Here is a 17240-nt window from a genome sequence, read left to right as displayed (position 1 = left end):
GCCTCGGCCCGCCGTTTTCTTAGTCAATGAGTGGGGAGCTTTCGGGTTACGCGTGTCAGCTGCTTCGCGCGGCCCTGATGGCGCAGACGCGCTTTGTGCGCGGCGAGCCCGAGGGACGCGTCCTCGCTGAACTCTTGGCCACGGCGGCGGAGCTCTTGGCGCTCCGCGTCGTTGTCTTGCAGGGGTTCGACGATCTTGAGGTTTGCCACGTCGTGCCGGGCGCCAGCTTAGCGGACCTTCTTGCGGCCGCCGACTCCGACGACGTCGTGACGATTCCTTTCGCGATGGTTGGCGATGCGCCGGGCCACATTCGGCTCTGGCCAAAGCCCTGCCAAGACCGCTTGGCCGAGGCGATGCCCGTCTTCGCGACGGCCGCCGACATGGCCGTCGCCATCGTCCGTCGCCGTCGCCAGGACGCGCGCACGCGCCGCCAACGCGAGGCTCTCCAAGTGCTCAACGACATCGCGGCCTTCCCCGAGATCGAGCCGGGGCTGCAGTTCTCGCGGGCCCTCGCCCTCGGCTCTCGGTTCACGGGCATGAGCCTCGGCGTGGTGCTGCGCGTGGAGGGCTCCTCCGCGGTGGTCGTTGCCGCCGAGACGCCGGACTCGATGCTGCAAGAAGGGCAACAGCTCGTGCTCTCGGAGACGTTCTGCGAGTTCGCCTGGCGCGCGAAAGACGTTGTCACGGTTTCGCCCCGCTTTGAGGACGGGCCCGACGCGGCCGGTCTCCTCGCGCGAATTGGGGCGCCCATTCGCGCTTTCGGGCACGCCTTTGGGGTGGTGGCCTTTGCCACGGGGGCCGCGTCGCGCAGCTTCGACGATGCGGATCGGGAGTTTGTTCGCCTCCTGGCTCGCTGGCTCGGCTCGGCCATCGAGCGCGGCGAGTCCGTTTCGCAGATCGCACGAAGTGAGCTTCAGTACCGATCGCTTATCGCTTCTCTCGCCGAAGGCGTCGTTCTCCAGGACGCCGACGGCAAGGTCGTCTCTCACAACGCGAGCGCCGAGCACATTCTCGGACTGACGGCGGCGGAGCTCGAGGGGCGGAGTGCCCGACCGTCTCACTGGCGCATGGTTCGCGAGGACGGGACGCCGTTGCCCCCGGAAGAACATCCGGCGCACATCTCGCTTGCGCGCGGTGAGCCCACGCGCGGCGTCGTCGTCGGCGTCTATCGGCACGCCGAAGATCTCGGGTGGGTGTCCATCAACGCGCAACCGATCTTCGAGGGCGAAGGCACGCGGCCGAGCGGCGTCGTCTGCTCCTTCTTCGACGTGACAGCTCACAAGATGGCCCTCGAGGAACAACGCGAGGCGGCGGCGCGCGTGCGCGGCGTTGTCGACACGGTGGCCGACGCGATCCTCACCATCGACGAGCGCGGCGACATCGAGGGTGTGAACCCCGCTGCCGAGTTGATGTTCGGCTACGCCGCCGATGAGCTCAAAGGGCAGAACGTTCGCGTCCTCATGAGCGAAGCGACGCTCACGGAAGATCTTGGTGTCGGTGTGCCCATCGAGTGGGTGGGTCGCTCGACCGTTGGCGGCGGACGCGGCTCGAGCGCCAAGCGCCGCAACGGAGAGGTCTTTCCCGTCGAGGTCGCCTTCGCGGAGATGCAGTTCAACGATCGGTACATGTTCACCGGCGTCATTCGCGACGTGACGGAGCAACACCGAATCGAAGAAGCGCTGGAGCACGCGAGCGCCAAGAGTCAGAGCCTGCTGGACGCCATCCCGGACCTGATGCTGCAGCTCGACGAAGAGGGGCGCTTCGTCGACCACCAGCAGGGCCAGGGCGAAGCGATCCTTCAACCGGACTTCTTCATCGGACGGTCTGTCGAGGAGGCCTTTGAGCGAGACGTTGCCACCCGCGTACGCAAGGCCATGATCGAGGTGCTCGCCAGAGGCGGCGCCACGGTCTTTGAGTATTCGCTCGGGGGTCACCACTGGGAGGCCCGCCTCACGGCGCTCTCGACGGGGGGCTTCCTCGCGATCCTTCGCGACATCACCGAACGAAAGCGCGTCGAGCGGATGAAGGCCGAGTTCGTGTCGACGGTTAGCCACGAGCTGCGGACGCCGCTCACCTCGATCCGAGGTTCGCTCGGGCTCGTGTCGTCGGGCAAGATGGGCGCGGTCCCCGACAAGGTGAAGAACCTCATCACCATCGCCCAGAAGAACAGCGAACGCCTCTCGACGCTCATCAACGACATCTTGGATATCGAGAAGCTCGCCTCGGGAAAGATGCGCTTCGACCTCGTACGCATGTCGCTCGACGAGATCGTCGCGCAGGCCGTCGAGGCCAACCGCGGCTACGGCCAACCGCTCGAAGTCGGCTTCGCGCTCACCGCGAAGGCCGCCGGCGCCTTCGTGTCCGTCGACCAAGATCGATTCCTTCAGGTCATGGCGAATCTGCTGTCGAACGCCGCCAAGTACTCACCCCGCGGCGGAACCGTCTCGGTCGCGACGGCCATCGAAGACGGCTTCGCGGCCGTCTCCGTCACCGATACGGGCCCCGGGATTCCCGAAGCCTATCGGCCGCGCGTCTTTGAGCGCTTCACGCAGGCCGACTCGTCGGACACGCGCCGCGTCGGCGGCACGGGCCTCGGCCTCGCCATCGCGCGCACCATCGTGGAACGCATGGGCGGGCGCATCGGCTTCGACACGGAGCTCGGCAAGGGGACCACGTTCCACTTCGCGTTGCCCATCGTCTCCGCGCAGGCCCTCGCGGGCCGGAGCGGTGAGCGTCGCCTTTCGCTGCCCGTCGCCGCCGCGCGCCCCTTGTAAGCACGAGCCTTCGAAGAAAGAACGGATTGGAGACCCCATGAGCGAGCGAGCGTTGACCCGGGTGCTTTACGCCGAAGACGAGCCAGACATTCGCGAGGTCGCCCTGTTGGCGCTCGTTGACGTCGGCGGGCTTGAGGTTGTTGCTTGCGAGAACGGTCTCGACGCGCTCCGCAAGGTGGCAGACTTCGCGCCCGACCTCATCCTCCTCGACGTCATGATGCCCGACATGGACGGGCCCACGACGATGAAACATCTCCGCGAGCGCGAGGAGACGAAGACCACGCCCGTCATCTTCATGACCGCCAAGGTGCAGGCGCACGAGGCCGCCGAGTATCAGGCGCTCGGGGCCGCAGGGGTCATCCCGAAGCCCTTCGATCCCATGACGCTGGCCGACCAGATCCGCGAAGTATGGAGCAAGCGATGAGCTCGGCGGCCCAGTTGGCCTTGCAGGAGAGGATGCAGATTCTCCGCAAGGCGTTCGCCAACCAGATGCCTGACCGCCTGCGGCAGCTCGACGACGCCTTGGCCGGCGGCGGAGGCGGCCAAGAGGAGCCGCTCGCCGTTGCGGAGCGAGTCGCCCACTCGATTCGCGGCACCGGCGGAACCTTCGGCTACGCGGAGCTCGCGGCGGCCGCCGGCGTCCTCGAGGGCGTCATCAAGGCGGCGCGGCAGGCGGGCCACGTCGGTGCTGCCGTTGGCGAAGCGCGCGGCGCCCTTCAGCGCGCCGCTGCCGCCATGTCGGCCGTTCCACTTTCGCCTTCGCGCGAGCTGGCGGCCGTGGTCGCCGGCACGCCCTGGCTCGTCGCGAGCCCGGAGCGAGACTTCGCGGGTGAGCTCATCGCGCTCGCCAGCGACTGGCTGGCGTTCGGGTCGGCCAGCGAGGCGCTCGAGGCCCTCAGCCACGAGACACCCGGTGTGGTGCTTGTGGACCTGGACTTGGAGGACGCTGGCGAAGTGGTTCGTCGTGTGCGCGAGCAGGCGCTGCCGGTCGTCGGCATCTCCTCCTCGCGCACCTTCGAAGCCCGCCTTCGCGCCGTTCGCATGAACGTCACGCACTTTCTGACGCTGCCGCTCGACGCGCCCCAGGTTATCGAGCGCGTCGATCGCATGGTTCACCGCGCCGGCGACGCGCCACCGCGCGTCGTCATCGTGGACGACGACAAGCCGGCGGCGACGCTCCACGGGGCCATGCTCGAAGCCGAGGGGATGCTCGTCCGTGTGGTGACGGAGCCCGAGAAGGCGATGCAGGAGCTCGAGGACTTCGCTCCCGACGTGGTCTTGGTTGACCTCTACATGCCCGGTTGCAGCGGCCTCGAGCTCGCCATGGTGCTTCGGTACGAGGAGGCGTGGGTCGGGTTGCCGATCATGTTCTTGTCGGCTGAGAAGAACGTCGACAAGCACATGGTCGCGCTGGGCTGCGGCGCCGACGACTTCATGGTCAAGCCCGTGGCCGCGAACCAACTCGTGTCACAGGTGCGAAACCGCGTGGCGCGGGCGCGCGCCATGCGTGCGCTCATGCACCACGACAGCCTTACGGGGCTGCTCAATCACATCTCGTTCAAGGAACGCCTCGCCGGCGAGGTGTCGCGATGTAACCGCGAGCGTGTGTCGCTGGCGGTGGCCCTCATCGATCTCGACAAGTTCAAGCACGTCAACGACACCTATGGGCATCCTGTTGGCGATCGCGTCCTTCGGACGCTGTCTCGCGTGCTTCGCCAAAGGCTCCGAAGGAGCGACGGCATCGGTCGTTACGGCGGCGAGGAGTTCGCCATCGTCCTGCCGGGGGCGCGGCCGGAGGACGCGGCACGCGTCCTGGATGAAATTCGCGAGTCCTTCGCTGCCGTGGTCCACCACGCGGGTGCGCGCAGCTTCCAGTGCACGTTGAGCGCCGGCGTCACGATCCTGTCCGTCGATGGTGACGCGCGGGCGCACGAGCAGTTGCTCGCCGACGCCGACAGCGCCCTTTACCGAGCGAAGGGGATGGGTCGCAACCGCGTCGTCGTGGCGCGGCCGACCCCGGTGGCCAACGCCGAGTGACGCGCCGGCGTCGCTCCGTCCACGGGCACGGGGCACGGCTACGTTCACGGGAGCGCGTCGCCGCGCGCATCGGCTACCATGGCGCCCATGCCGCCCCTTCGCGTCGCTCTTGCGGCCGCTCTCGTGTCTTCGCTGATGGCCTGCGGCTCTGGCGTAACGCAGACGGCGAGGCGTGGCGACCAGGCGGCGTTGGCGACGGCGTTGCGTGCGCGCATTGACGACGGTTCGCTCACCCGAGGGGACGCGGCTGATGTCGCGGAGGTCGTCTTGGAACGCGAGCTTCGCGCGGCGTCCGGTGCGGCGCTCGCAGCGCGCTTTCGCGAGATCGTCGGGTGTGCCAACGCGCTCTCGGGTGTTCTCTCGAACCTCGAGGATGCGCAAGGTGAGCTCGGCGCGCTCGCCGCCTGGACTCGCGCCCGCTACGGCGACATGGGAGCCAGCGAGGCGCGCCGCTATGCGCGGCACTCCGACGAGCGTCGCCGCGGCATCGCGGCCTTCGGTCTCGTTCGCGACGAGGACGCGGACGCGCGGCGCCACGCCATGGTCGCCCGCGACGCGAACGAGCGCCGCGCTGCGCTCCGCGCCTCGCTGGTGGCTCGAGACGCGGGCGATGTGGAGGCGCTCGCAGAAGCGGCCCGCCTCGACCCCGACATGCTGGCGCGCACCGACGCCTTGCGCGCCCTCATGGCCATCGGTGGTCCCAAGGTGGCGACGAAGCTGCGCGATCTCTGGACCGGCGGCGACACGGGCCTTCGCGGCGATCTCGGCCTCGCTTGGGCGAGCCCGGGGCTCTTCCCGCACGGCGGCGAAGCTGCGCTCGTGTCGCTGCTAACCAGCGAGCGAGGCGCGGGGGCCATCGAAGCGGCGGCCGGCGTCCTGCGGGCGCGTTCCGACGGCGGAGACGGTAGCCGCAGCGCGCCGTCCCCCGCGCTCCGCGCGCTGGCGGTGGCGTTTCTCTCGCGGACGCTGTCGAACGACGTCCGCCGCGGCCGCCTCCACGCCGTTGCCATCGCGCCCCTGCCGCGACGCGGCGCCGAGGCTCCGCTGCTGACACCGCTGCTCGAGGCCATCCGCGCGCTCGCCAAGGAGGATGACCTCGAACTGCGCGTCGCCGCGCTCTCGCGCCTCCTCGAGTCGGAGCCCGATCGCGCCGCCGCGACGCGCGAGCTCGAGGTCGTCGGCGGCCGCCCGCAAGGCCCGCTGTCGCGGCGGGCCCTGTTTGCGCTCGCGGGGGCGGGCCACCGGTCGATTCAGGCCTGGCTCGAGCGCGATCTTGTGGCGCCCGACCCGGAGGCGCGGCTCTCGGCGCTCCTGTCGCTCGTGGCGCTCGATCGCGGGCCCCGCGGCGCGACGCTCCTCGCGGATCAAGACCCTTCCGTTCGAACGCGCGCCGCGTGCTTGCTCCTCGCCGCGGGGGACCGCCCCAAGCACCGCTGAGCTGGGCGCGACAGGCGCTCCAAAATCCGCTCGGCCTTCGGCAGCGGCGATTGACAAGCAAAGAGCGAGCCTCGTAGAACCGGCGCATGTTCTCCCGCGCCGCAATCACGCTTTCCATGGCCTTCGCGCTGTCCAACGTCGGCTGCATCAAGTCGATGCTCGTCAACGGTCAGATCTCCTCGACGCGCAACGCTGCCGGCGTCCTCGACACGATCGGCGATCTCGATCTCGTCGAGTCGGCGGCGCGCGCCGGGCTCGTCCAATTCGAGGGGATGCACAGCCTCGCGCCCGACAACACCGACGCGCTGTTTCTGCTCACCAAGGGCTGGACCAGCTACGGCTACGGATTCTGCGAAGACCACATGGAAGAGGCGCACGACAACGGCGAGGCCGACCTCGAGGCGCACTACAAGCACACGGCGAACCTCGCCTACGAGCGAGCCATCGGCTACGGCCTCGAGCTCATCGGCAAGCGCGCCGACGGCTTTGATACGGCCAAGAAGGGCGAAGCCACGCTCCGCCCGTGGCTCAAAGAGAACTTCACGAGCGCCGAGAAGGACGCCCCGAACCTCTTCTGGCTCGGCTACGCGTGGCTCGCACGGACGTCCCTCAACAAGGACCAGCCGGCCATCGTGGCCGACCTATGGGTGGGCGTCGCGCTCCTCGAGCACGCCGTCGAGCTCGACCGCGGCTACAACGGATTCTCCGGCCTGACGGCGCTCGCCGCCTACCACGCGCGCAGCGCCGGCGCCGAGGTCGCGCAGGCCAAGAAGCTCTTCGAGGAGGCGCTTCAAGCCACGGGTAAGAAGTCGCTCACGGTGCACATGGCGTACGCCACGCGCTACGCCTGCGCGAAGCAAGACGCGGCGCTCTACGAGCAGACGCTGGCCCATGTGCTTGCGGCGCCCGACGAGAAGCCCGAGCTGCGCCTCCTGAACGCCGTGGCCCGCAAGCGCGCCAAGCGCTGGCTCACGGAAAAGCGAATGTTCGAGTTCTGCAGCATGGACCCCACGCCGAAGGGGCCGATTTCGGGGAAAAAGAAGTAAAACGCGGCACTTTTTGCCCCAGTGCGGTGGCGCGTGAATCGCCGCAGGGCTAGCCTCGTCGAACCCAGCGGGTGCGTGCGACGGCGCAGTTGAGTTCCCGGTTTTTCCCCAGTCTTGTCAACCAGTAGCCGTCTCATGTGGTCTTCGTCTTTGTTCGTCTTGGAGGTCTAGGATGTTCGGAAAGTTGGTGTCGGCGGTCGCGGCGTTCGGTCTCGTGCTGGGCGTGTCTTTCACGGCGGAAGCAAAGAAGCCGAAGAGCGAGTGCGTGGAGCCGAAGACGGGGAAGTTTCTCATCACCCCCGAGCACGAGCTCAAGATGGTCACCCTGGCGCCGCAAGGCTCCGAGTGGTCCAAGCAGTTCACCAAGTGGTCCGACGAAGTGCTCGAGGAGAGCGACTGCAAGGTCTACCTCAAGTGGTACTTCAACTCGTCGAACGAGCAGAGCATCCTTGATGAGCTGAAGAACGGCGTGAAGCACGGCGCCGCCATGACGGCGACGGGCCTCTCGGCCATCGACGTCAACTTCCTCCTCTTCCAGATGCCGGGCGCGTACGCCAACTGGCCCGAGCTCGACAAGTACCGCGAGGCCGGCAAGGCTGACATCGAGAAGCGCTTCAACGACAAGGGCTTCGTCATCCTCGGCGCTGGCGACATCGGCGCGGCGAAGATCATGACCGTCAGCGGTCCCGCGCGGACCCCGAAGGACTTCGCTGGCAAGGGCGTCTTCCACCTTCCCGGTGACGTCATCGCGCCCAAGCTCCTCGCGCAGATTCCCGGCGCCATCGGCAAGCCCATGGTGCTGACCGAAGTGTCGACGCACCTCGGTAAGGACATCGAGGTCCTGACGACGGCGCCCTTCGTGGCCGAGCAGCTCCAATGGGCCTCGAAGGTCAACCACGTGACGCTCATCACGCCGGCCTTCGCCGCCGGCGCGCTCGTCATCAAGAAGGAGAAGCTCGAGGCGCTTGGCGAGGCGAACCGCGAACTGCTCTTCAAAACGGGCAAGCACTACGGCAATGAGCTAACCAAGAACATCCGTCAGTTCGACGCTGCCGCGCTCGCCAACATGAAGAAGAGCAAGAACGTCGTTGAGCTGACGCCGGCGGAGGCTGCCGAGTGGGACGAGGTCTTCAAGAAGACCCGCGCCGCGGTGAAGGGGCTCTTCGACCCCGGTCTTTGGAACAAGCTCCTCCCCGAGAACAAGCGCTGAGCCGCAGCTCGAGCGCACTCGGAAACGCGGTCCCGCTCCGGTGACCGCGTTTCGCTTTTTGTGACCTCGCAGGCGGGGGTCGTCGGCTTCGCAACGTCGGCGAAATGCTCGCTCCGTGAGCCGCCGCCGCTGTACGCTCCCCGCCCATGGCGAAAACAACGGAAGCCGAAGCCGCCCCGAGCCCGTGGGGAGCGCCGCTCTTGCGTCTCGATCGGTCGTGGACGCGGCTGGAGCAGGGGCTCGCGGTCGTCGTCATCCTGACCGAGATCGTCGTCCTCTGCTTCTCAGTCTCGCTGAGCGGCCTCTCGTCGTTCTACACGCCCGGCGGCAACGTCGCGGGGCTCATCTTTCGGTCCATCCTCTCGTCCATTGGTCTCGGGCTCGTCGTGCACTTCGCGATGCGGCCCCGGAGCGATGCGCCCGAGGCGCGCGTGCGCATGCACGCCTTCGCCGTGACCGGCGCCGCCGTGGTGGGGCTCTTCTTGGGGCGCCTTTGGCCCAACGGCGGCCAGGAGTACGCGACCAACATGCGCGCGTGGATCCAGAACGCGTCGGCCATCATGCTCATCGGTGGTCTTCGCGGCCTCGTGACGCGGCTCACGCTGTGGCTCGCGCTCTTGGGTGCGTCGATCGCGACGTCCAAGGGCAAGCACATCAACATCGACGTGGCCACGCGCTACCTGCCGAAGAAGGCGGTGATGCCCATCGCCATCGTCGGGTGGCTCGCGGCCGCCGCCGTGTGTTTCGCCGCCTCTTGGGCCTTCGTCGATGGCATCGCCGTCACGAAGTTCAACGCCGAGGCCTTTCGCTCGTGCGGCGGCGGCAAGCTCTGCGACACGCCCGTCGGCGAGCGCCTCGCCACGGCGCAAAAAGGCATGGCGAGCGATCTCTTCCTCCTAGGCCGCCAGATTTCGCTCGACGTGAGCACGTTCCCGCGGGTGCTCGCCGGCAAGAGCTACGACATGTCCGGCGGCGCCTGGAACGCGTGGCTCAAGGACTCCTACGACGGCTGGACCAAGCACTTTCCCAAAGAGGGCGTCGACGCCTTGATGGTCGGGCCCGAGGCCGTGGCCAACCCGCGCATGCCGGCCGTGTCCGCGCCCGGCGGCGCGGCCGCACAGGGGCTCTTGGTGCGCGACCTCAACTTCATTCTTCCCTTCGGCCTCCTCGTCATCGGCATCAAGTTCGTCCTCCGTGTGCTGCTCGTGCTCTCGCGGCAGGTGAGCTTCGACCCCGACTCGGCGCACGGCGACGAGGAGGAGAATCCTCATCTCGTTCACGGACCCGCCGACGCCGACGCGACGGGAGGTGCCTCGTGAGCGCGCCCACGCCGAACGAGGGCAACATGAGCCGCGCCGCGAAGGTCGGTCTCGGTATCGGCGGAGCGGCCGTCTCCGGCATCGCCTTCTGGGGCGGGCTCGTCGCCGCGGGCGTCGCGCTGCTCGCGCTCCTGGGCACGCCGCTCTTCGCCATCATGGGCGGCAGCGCCGAGCTCGCCTGGCTCCTCCACAAGGAGGCTGAGTACCGGCACCTCCGCTTCATCTCGCCCCCGATCCTCGACGCGCACTTCTCCGATTCACCGATCCTCGTCACCATCCCGCTCTTCACCTTCGTGGGCTATGTGCTCGCCGAGGCGAAGACCGCCGACCGGCTCGTGCGCGCCGCGCGCTCGTACCTCGGGTGGTTGCCCGGCGGCCTCGCCATCGTTGCCGTCGTCGCGAGCGCCGTCTTCACGCTCCTCACGGGCGGCAGCGGCGTGACCATCATCGCCATCGGGGGCCTCCTCTACCCGGCGCTTCGCAAGCAGAAATACTCCGAAGCTTTTGCTCTTGGTCTCGTGACGACAGGCGGCTCGGTGGGCCTGCTCTTGCCCTATTCGCTGCCGCTCTTGGTCTTCGCGCTCGTCGCGCACGTCGACTTCGCGATGGCCTTCAAGGCCGTCGTGGTGCCGGGGCTCCTCGTCATTGTGCTCTTGAGCCTCTACGCCGCATACATCGGGGTCAAAGAGAAGGTCGTGCGCGAGCCTCCTCGCCTCGCCGAGATGGCCAGCGCCACCTGGGCGCTCAAGTGGGAACTCTTGATCCCGCTCATCTTGATGGTTGGCCTCGGCAGCGGCCTCGCCTCCATCGACGAGAGCGCGGCCCTCGTGGCCGCCTTCACGGTGCTCGTCGAGTTCTTCGTCATCAAGGACTTGTCCTTCAAGAAGGACCTCGGGCGCATCACCAAGGCGAGCATGGCCATGGCCGGCGCCATCATCATGATCCTCGCCATGGCGAACGCGATCATGGCGTTCGTCGTCGACCAGCGCATTCCCACCGATGTCCTGAACTTCCTCCTGAAGATCGGCATCGAGAAGAAGTGGCAGTTCCTCATCATGATGAACGTCTTCCTCCTCGTGCTCGGCATGTTGATGGAAGGCTTCAGCGCGATCCTCGTCGCCGTGCCGCTGCTCCTGCCCTTCGTGGCCGACCTTGGCATTCGAAGGCCCGAGGAGTTCATGTCGCCGTTCCAGCTCGGGATGATCTTCATCTTGAACCTGGAGATCGCCTACTGCATGCCGCCCTTGGGGCTGAACCTCTTTATTGCGAGCTTCCGGTTCAACAGACCTGTGGCGAGCCTCTACAAAGTGGTCTTGCCCTTCGCGGGCATCCTCACGTTCGCGTTGGTCCTTGTTTCGGCGGTGCCGTGGTTCTCGAACGTCGGCGTCGCCGGTGACATCGAGGTGGCGAGAGCGAAGGCCGCGAAAGAGGATCGCCCTCCGCGCGAAGCGTGGCTCCTCGAGTGCGTGCAAAACGATCCGACCGACCCGAAGCCGTGCACGCCTGCGGATCGCGCCAAGTGGCCCGACGGACGCGTGCCGGAAAAGCCCGCCCTGCCCACGGCGCCGACGACGAGCGCTACACCGGCGGCCCCCTGCAACCCGGACTTCGGGCCCTGCACGCCGGCGCCCGCAACCGGCGGCTCGGCGGAGCCGTGCAATCCGGACTTCGGGCCGTGCACCCCCGCGCCGGCGGGCAGCGCGCCACCCAAGGCCGCGGACTGCAACCCCGACTTCGGACCCTGCGATCCGAAGGGTGCACCGGCTGCGCCGAGCGCGCCCGCCGCGAAACCCGAGGACTGCAACCCGGACTTTGGTCCGTGTCCCCCCAAGGGCGGCACGAAGTAGAGCGCTTTAGCGGCGTCGATCTCCATTGCCGCACCCGGCCCGCCGGCCTAACTGACCGGCATGGCGACACTCTCTCGTGGTGCAATGTCCAACGCGTTCCCCGACCTGCCGCTGCGCGGGGCGCTGAATCCGTCGACGGCGGCCGAGGGAACCAACCCCGGTTCATTCGCCAACGCGCCGGCCGTGGGCCGGCCCCTCGCGTACAGCTCGCCGGACACGCCGGGCATGCCGGCGCCGTCCGCCAAGACCGCGTGGGACTTCCTCCCTGACGGATGGCGTCGCGATGAGCAGACAGGCTTCGCCGTCGCGCCGGCGGGCTTCGTCGCAAAGACGCAGCTCGAGCACGCGCGCCTCGGCGTCGTCACCGCCGAGATGCGTCGCGTGTCGGAGCGTGAGCCGCACCTGTCGCCGGAGGCGGTGCGCGACGAGGTCGCCTCGGGCCGGATGATCATTCCCGCCAACCGCGTTCACCTCGGCTACGGCCTCGACCCGATGGCCATCGGCCGCGCTTCGCGGACGAAGGTCAACGCGAACCTCGGCGCGTCGCCCGTGTCGTCGGGGACCGACCTTGAAGTCGACAAGATGCGCTTCGCCGTGCGCTTCGGCGCCGACACGATCATGGACCTCTCGACGGGCGGCGATCTCGACGCGTGTCGCGACGCCATCGTTCGTGCGTCCACGGTTCCCGTGGGTACCGTGCCCATCTACTCGATGATCATCGGCCGGAAGATCGAGGAGCTCTCCGAGAAGGTCATCTTGGACGCGGTGCTTCATCAGGCGAAGCAGGGCGTCGACTACTTCACCATCCACGCCGGCGTTCGTCGGGCGCACCTCGCGTTCGTGGAGAAGCGCCTCATCGGCATCGTCTCGCGCGGGGGCTCCTTGCTCGCGAAGTGGATGCTCGTCCACGGCCGCGAGAACCCCATGTTCACGCTCTTCGACGCGATCTGCGACGTCATGCGCGAGTACGACGTCAGCTTCTCCCTCGGCGACGGCCTTCGCCCCGGCGGCCTCGGCGACGCGTCCGACCGCGCGCAGCTCGCCGAGCTCGAGACGCTCGCCGAGCTCACGGAGCGCGCGTGGAAGAAGGGCTGCCAGGTCATGGTCGAGGGCCCCGGGCACGTGCCCTTCGATCAGATCGAGTGGAACATGAAGGTGCAACGCCGCCTCTGCCACGGCGCGCCGTTTTATGTGCTTGGCCCGCTGGTGACCGACGCCTTTCCTGGTTACGACCACATCACCAGCAGCATCGGCGCGACGGCCGCCGCGTACCACGGGGCCAGCATGCTCTGTTACGTGACACCAAAGGAGCACGTCGGCCTCCCGAAGGCGGAAGACGTGAAGCAAGGTTGCGTGGCCTACAAGATCGCCGCCCACGCCGCCGACGTCGCGTTGGGCATTCCCGGTAGCCGCGATTGGGATGACGCCATCACGAAGGCCCGCGCCGCCCTCAACTGGGAGAAGCAGTTCGAGCTCGCCTTCGACGGCGACACGGCGCGAGCGCTCCACGACGAAGACCTCGATGTCGACACGGATTTTTGCGGCATGTGCGGCCACGACTGGTGCAGCGTTCGCATCAGCAAGGAGATCGTGGAGTTCGCGAGCGGCAAGGCCGAAGGGTTCGCGCGCGAGCGCGTCCTCAAGAGCCCCGCGCTCACGGAAGAGCAGCAGAAGATCTTGGAGCAGCGCGGCGTCCTGTCGCCGGAAGAGATCCACAAGCTCGCGTCGAAGACGCGCGTGGTCGTGGGCGCCGCCAAGGGCGCGAAGGCGTCGTGTCACTCCGACGTCGCGACCGACGCCGAGACGGCGCGGCTCGTTCAGCTTCGCCTTTCACGCGATGGGGATTCGTCGGCGACGAGCAGCTAAGCCGCTGAGCGTGATTCGGAGCGGCTTGGCCCGGGATCAGGCCGCGCGGCGGCGACGGATGCACGCGAGGGCGAAGGCGAGGAGGGCAAAGCCCCCCGCCGCGCTCTTCGAGCCCACATGACCGACGGCGCAGCCGCCTTCGTCCTTCGCGGCCGCCTTCTTCTTGGCCTTGGCGCCCGCATCGGCGCCGGCCGATGACGTCGGCGCGTCCTCGCCGGTGGAGACGCCACCGGAGCCCGCGGGCTCAGAGGCCCGCGCCGGCGGTGAGAGCTGCGGCGCGGCGGGCGCAGTGATGGCCTTCGCTTGGCAGGACCCGATGGTCGGGTCCTCGGCCGAAGCCTTGCAGTCGAAGCCGGTGGCGCACATGCCGGGTGAAGCGCCGACGCGGCAGCCAGCGACGCACTCCTTCTTCGCTGCGTTGCAGACCTTGGGCGCGGAGGTCGTGCCGCCGCAGCTCTGATCGGTGCATGATGCAGCAGCCGGGGTCGATGCGCCGCCATCGCCGATGGGCGTGACGACGGTGCCGGCGTCGCCGCCCGCGGAGCTCGTGGTTGGGCTTCCGGTGCTGCAGACGCCGGGCACGCCCGCCGTCTCGCTCGGCGCCGCGCACCGTTGGCCGGTGGCGCACGTGACGCTGCCGGTGCGGCAGCCGTCGGCGCACTTGAAGGTCGCCACGTCGCAGATGCGGCCCGCGGTGGCGCACTTCGCGTCCGTCGCGCACTCGAGGCGCTGCATCTCTGCGATGACGCCGGTGATGAAGCTGCGCTGAGCGACCACGTCGGTGAAGACCGACAGGGAGCCGGCGGCGCAGGGGCCCGCAACGGCAGCCACGAGACCGACGAAGTTGCCTTGATCGTCGAAGGCCGGTGCGCCGTCGTCGCCTTGGCAGGCGACCGCTTCGGTCACGAACTCGCGAGCCTTGTTGGTGACGGTGATGGCACTGTCGGAGGGCGACTCGACCCTGGTCTTTTGAGTCGCGTCGGCGAGGACGTCGACGCCGGAGCGCTTCATGCGCTTGAGCGACGCGATGCGGCCGTCGGGACCGTTGGCGTTCCAGCCCACGACGCGCACTGTCTCGGTCTCGGAGATGCTGCGGTCGCGGACGCGCCGCGGGCGGAGGCGATCGAACGCCGGGTCGAGCGGCTGCACGAGGACGGCCGCGATGTCGGCCGACTCCATGCGCGTGCCTTCCGTCGCTGCGGGCTCCGTCGGCGTCGTGCCGGTGCCTGTCGTACCGGGGGCACCGGCGGCGCCGCCGGTCGCCGCGCCACCCGTCGTTCCGGCCGCCGCCGGCTCGGTCACCTGCGGCCGCCAGATCTTCGTGACGACGGCCGCTGCCTTCTCGCCCGGCGTCCCGCCGAGGCGAACCGTGATCTCGCCGGGCTGGAAGGTCGTCGCGACGCGCCCGTTGCGAGCGATGCCGAGGCAGTGGTGCGCCGTGACGAGCACGTTGGGCGCAACCAGCGTGGCGGTGCACAGGGGCTTGCCGTCCTTGACGAGCAAGAGGACGTTGTCGTCTTCCGCGCCCGAGGCTTCGCCGCCGACGAGCTCATCTTCTGTGCCTTCGTCCTCACTGGCTGCCTGCGAGCAGGCCGTCGAGAGGGGAAAAGCGGTCGCAGCAAGGATGGGTAGAAGGAGGCGAAGGCGCATGGCGAGGTGGTCGCTGCAATCGCCGGACCACCCCTAGGTACCTACCGTGGCGCAAATTCCCGCTCGGGCTGGACGCCGTTCGCCGGCACTGGGGCAAACGGGGTCCAGTCCGCTGGACCATGGGCACCTCGACCGGAGCGAAAATCGTAATGGTCACGAGCGCCTAAGGACGGCCGGTCGCCAGCTCGGCGACTTGTCCGGCGGGGCGCCTCGGTGCGCTTCGCAGCACGAGCGCGCGTTGGGACCCGTGCCGATTGGATCGTTCGCGCGAGCAAGGTCTCGCTGGGCGACATCGCCTCGTCGACCCGCCGCGTCGATCCACAAAATGACCGCGAGGCCCGGGCAGCCGGGCCTCGTGTCCGCGCCGTCGCGGCTTTCAGATGTCAGGCGGCGCGACGACGGCGGCGCAGCAGCGCGACGAGCATCGGTGCCGCGAGCGTGAGCCAAGCGGACGCGCTTCGGTTTGAGGAGGCGCTCACTGAGCAGCCGCCGTCATCGGCCTTCGCGGCGCTCTTCTTCTTCTTCGCGGCGGCAGTGACGGCCGGCGCTTCGGTGGTCGCGGCGGGCGCCGCGACGGGCGGCTCCGATTGGAGGACCGGCGGCGAGGCGGGCGGGCCGGGCGGCGGCGCCGCGGGCTTCGCGAGCTGGCAGATGCCGATGAGCGGATCCTCTTCGTAGGCCCCGCAGGCCTGGCCCACGGCGCACATGCCGGCCGTCGCGACGCGGCACCCGTCGAGGCAGCGGCCCGCAGGGATGTCGCAGACGCGCGGCTTGGAGCCGTTGACGCCGCGGCACTCGTCGTCGACGCGGCACTCGCGCGTCGCGGGCGTCGTCGGGCACAAGGGATTGCCGGGGCACGTCATGCCGGGGAGAGCCGGCGGGACGTACGCACCCAGATCGTAGCTCGGGTCGCTCGCGTCTTGCGCGCCGCTGGTGCTGCGGCAGATGCCTTGCGCGCCCGACGTGCGGCCCTGCACCGAGCAGGTCGCTCCGTTTGCGCAGCCGTTTCCGCCGGCGCGGCAACCGCGCATGCAGCGGTTGGTCTTGCCGTCGCAGACCTGACCCGACGTGGCGTTGCCGCACTCGTCGTCGTTCAAGCAACCGATGGTCTTGGCTTCGCTGATGCTCTTCTGCACGAAGGCCGCGTGAGACGGGACGTCGGTGAAGACCGAGAGCGAACCCTCGACGCAGCTCCCGATGACCGCGGACACGATGCCCACGAGGCTGCCTTGGCTGTCGAAGGCCGGGCCGCCGTTGTCACCGCCGCAGGCGACCGTGGAGGTCACGAACTCGCGGGACTTGTTCTTCCAGGTCACCGTTTGGCCGTTCTCCAACGTGCCCTCGGCGTCTTGGCCGCGCTCCTTCACGCTGAGCTTGACCTCGACGTCCTTGCGGAGGCGCTCCGGGGTGCCGCCGCGGACGACTTGCTCGCTGGCGCCGCCGTAGCCGATGACCGTGACCGTCGAGCCTTGCTCCACGGAGCGCGTCGCGACGCGGCGCGGGACGATCTTCGAGAAGGCCGGATCGACCGGCTGGACGTAGAGGAACGCGATGTTGTTGGACGTCATCGGCACCGTGACGCCGGACTCGGCCTTCACCGGATCGGTCACGATGACCTTCGAGACCGTCGCGCTCGTCTTGCTCGTCGGCTTCGTGCCCATGCGAATCGTGAGCTCCGTGGGCCGGACCCGATCGCCGAGCATGGGGACCGCCGTGCGGGCCGCTTCGTCGCGCTCTGACACGCAGTACAGCGCCGTGGCGACGACATTCTTCGCCACGAGGGTGCCGGTGCAGTAGAGCTGGTTGCGTCGGTAGATGGCGACGACCGCGTCGTCGCTGCTGCCGGAGGACTGGCCGCCGATAATCGCGGATTCTTCGTCGTCGGCTTCGGGATCGCCTGCCTCGGCGCTGCACGCGACGGGACCTGCGAGGAGCGCGAGGAGGGCGAGAGGGGAGAGGGCGCGGAGAGTCATGCGCTCTCTTCGAGCATCCTCTGTGCCACATGTGGGTGTCGCCCGAATGCGACGTTTTCTCGAAGAATCGAGGGGGCGGAG

11 protein-coding genes are annotated in these 17240 nt (G+C 68.5%); 9 read left to right on the top strand and 2 right to left on the bottom strand.

Annotation, left to right across the window (positions count from 1 at the left end):
* Positions 1 to 26 precede the first annotated feature (26 nt).
* From IPG50_13000 to thiC, 9 genes are all read left to right on the top strand, one after another.
* On the top strand, positions 27 to 2774 hold the full coding sequence (locus IPG50_13000; GenBank protein ID MBK6693102.1) for a PAS domain S-box protein: 2748 nt from the start codon (positions 27 to 29) through the stop codon (positions 2772 to 2774).
* A gap of 37 nt (positions 2775 to 2811) precedes the next feature.
* Positions 2812 to 3198: a response regulator gene (locus tag IPG50_12995; GenBank protein MBK6693101.1), complete on the top strand. Its 387-nt coding sequence runs from the start codon at positions 2812 to 2814 to the stop codon at positions 3196 to 3198.
* Complete coding sequence (locus tag IPG50_12990) at positions 3195 to 4811, top strand: diguanylate cyclase (protein MBK6693100.1); 1617 nt, start codon at positions 3195 to 3197, stop codon at positions 4809 to 4811. The genes IPG50_12995 and IPG50_12990 overlap by 4 nt, the downstream gene beginning before the upstream one ends.
* Before the next feature lie 87 nt (positions 4812 to 4898).
* Entirely contained in the window at positions 4899 to 6248 is a 1350-nt protein-coding gene (locus IPG50_12985) for a hypothetical protein (protein MBK6693099.1), read from the top strand.
* 86 nt (positions 6249 to 6334) lie between these two features.
* The gene (locus IPG50_12980) at positions 6335 to 7294 is read left to right on the top strand and encodes a hypothetical protein (GenBank protein MBK6693098.1); all 960 of its coding nucleotides are present in this window, start codon (positions 6335 to 6337) and stop codon (positions 7292 to 7294) included.
* Between the two features lie 172 nt (positions 7295 to 7466).
* Positions 7467 to 8504, top strand: coding sequence for a TRAP transporter substrate-binding protein DctP (dctP, locus tag IPG50_12975; GenBank protein ID MBK6693097.1), 1038 nt, complete (start codon positions 7467 to 7469; stop codon positions 8502 to 8504).
* 146 nt (positions 8505 to 8650) lie between these two features.
* Positions 8651 to 9823, top strand: a complete 1173-nt coding sequence (locus tag IPG50_12970) for a TRAP transporter small permease subunit (protein ID MBK6693096.1) — start codon at positions 8651 to 8653, stop codon at positions 9821 to 9823.
* The gene (locus IPG50_12965) at positions 9820 to 11670 is read left to right on the top strand and encodes a TRAP transporter large permease subunit (protein ID MBK6693095.1); all 1851 of its coding nucleotides are present in this window, start codon (positions 9820 to 9822) and stop codon (positions 11668 to 11670) included. The genes IPG50_12970 and IPG50_12965 overlap by 4 nt, the downstream gene beginning before the upstream one ends.
* A gap of 84 nt (positions 11671 to 11754) precedes the next feature.
* The gene (gene thiC, locus IPG50_12960; protein ID MBK6693094.1) at positions 11755 to 13536 is read left to right on the top strand and encodes a phosphomethylpyrimidine synthase ThiC; all 1782 of its coding nucleotides are present in this window, start codon (positions 11755 to 11757) and stop codon (positions 13534 to 13536) included.
* Between the two features lie 36 nt (positions 13537 to 13572).
* Here thiC and IPG50_12955 read toward each other — a convergent pair whose 3' ends face one another.
* The gene (locus tag IPG50_12955; GenBank protein MBK6693093.1) at positions 13573 to 15186 is read right to left on the bottom strand and encodes a trypsin-like serine protease; all 1614 of its coding nucleotides are present in this window, start codon (positions 15184 to 15186) and stop codon (positions 13573 to 13575) included.
* Between the two features lie 383 nt (positions 15187 to 15569).
* Entirely contained in the window at positions 15570 to 17159 is a 1590-nt protein-coding gene (locus IPG50_12950) for a trypsin-like serine protease (protein ID MBK6693092.1), read from the bottom strand.
* Positions 17160 to 17240 lie beyond the last annotated feature (81 nt).

The organism is Myxococcales bacterium, from assembly GCA_016703425.1.
GTDB lineage: Bacteria > Myxococcota_A > Polyangia > Polyangiales > Polyangiaceae > JADJCA01.
The sequence above is the reverse complement of the archived record's forward strand: the minus strand, read 5'-3'. Positions and strand labels throughout refer to the sequence as shown.